Source organism: Thermus sp. FJN-A (genome assembly GCF_054655095.1).
Genome location: NZ_BAAHSC010000072.1, coordinates 1 through 842, shown reverse-complemented (window position 1 = coordinate 842; position 842 = coordinate 1). Strand labels below are relative to the sequence as shown.

The window sequence follows — 842 nt, the reverse complement described above, 5'->3', positions numbered from 1 at the left end:
CCGCAGGAGGGAAGCGGTGAGGGCGGCCCCGGCCAGGTGGGTCGCGGCGGTCATGGCCCCCCCTTGCAAATACCATGGTATATACTGAAAGGGGAGGTTTCCCCTTGGGCTTCGCCTGGGATGAGGCCAACACCGCCCACATCGCCCGGCACGGGGTGCGTCCCCAGGAGGTGGAGGAAGCCCTCACCGACCCCAAGCGGCTGGTGCTCCGCACGCGCTCCCAAGGGGGCGAGGACCGCTGGGCGGCCCTGGGGGCCACGGAAGCCGGAAGGGTCCTCTTCGTGGTCTTCACCCGCAGGGAAGGCAGGGTGCGGCCCATCACCGCCCGGGACGCCACCTTGGAGGAGAAACGCCGCTACCGGAGGAGGGGAAAGTAAAGCATGAAGAGAATGCGGAAGGTGCACAGCCTGGAGGAAATCCCCGAGTTCGCCAGTGAGGAAGAGGAGAGCCGTTTTTGGGCGGAGCACGGCCTGGGGGAAGAACTCCTGGCGGAGATGGCCCCACCGCCGGAGGGCCTTCTGCCCCCGGCCCGCCCCAGGACCCGGCCCGTTTCCATACGCCTGGACGAGGACCTCCTGAGGCGGCTCAAGGCCATCGCCCGGAGGACGGGCAAGGGCTACCAGACCCTCCTCAAGGAGTTCGTGCTGGAAAGGCTCTACGAGGAGGAGAAGCGGGAAGGGGTCATCTAAGACCGCCAAGGGCTTCCTCCAGGAGCCTTAGGGCCCGGTCCAGGTCGGGCACCCGGCCCGGGCGCACCTCGTTCAGATCCAGCCACACTGCCGAGAGGAGGGCGTGGAGCTCCAGGGCCCGCTCCCGGGAGAGGCCGGAAGGGGAGAGGCTCC

At 68.5% G+C, this 842-nt stretch carries 2 protein-coding genes; both read left to right on the top strand.

All coding sequences use genetic code 11. The features are described 5' to 3' along the window. Positions 1-74 precede the first annotated feature (74 nt). Entirely contained in the window at positions 75-377 is a 303-nt protein-coding gene (locus ACYQ0J_RS00375) for a BrnT family toxin (protein ID WP_460170244.1), read from the top strand. Positions 378-389: 12 nt separating this feature from the next. After that, entirely contained in the window at positions 390-689 is a 300-nt protein-coding gene (locus ACYQ0J_RS00370; RefSeq protein ID WP_460170243.1) for a CopG family antitoxin, read from the top strand. Positions 690-842: the final 153 nt, after the last annotated feature.

What these genes read in the sequence shown, in the direction of transcription:
- ACYQ0J_RS00375 (WP_460170244.1), top strand. Translation starts at nt 75, where the DNA reads ATGGTATATACTGAAAGGGGAGGTTTCCCCTTGGGCTTCGCCTGGGAT.
- ACYQ0J_RS00370 (WP_460170243.1), top strand. Translation starts at nt 390, where the DNA reads ATGCGGAAGGTGCACAGCCTGGAGGAAATCCCCGAGTTCGCCAGTGAG.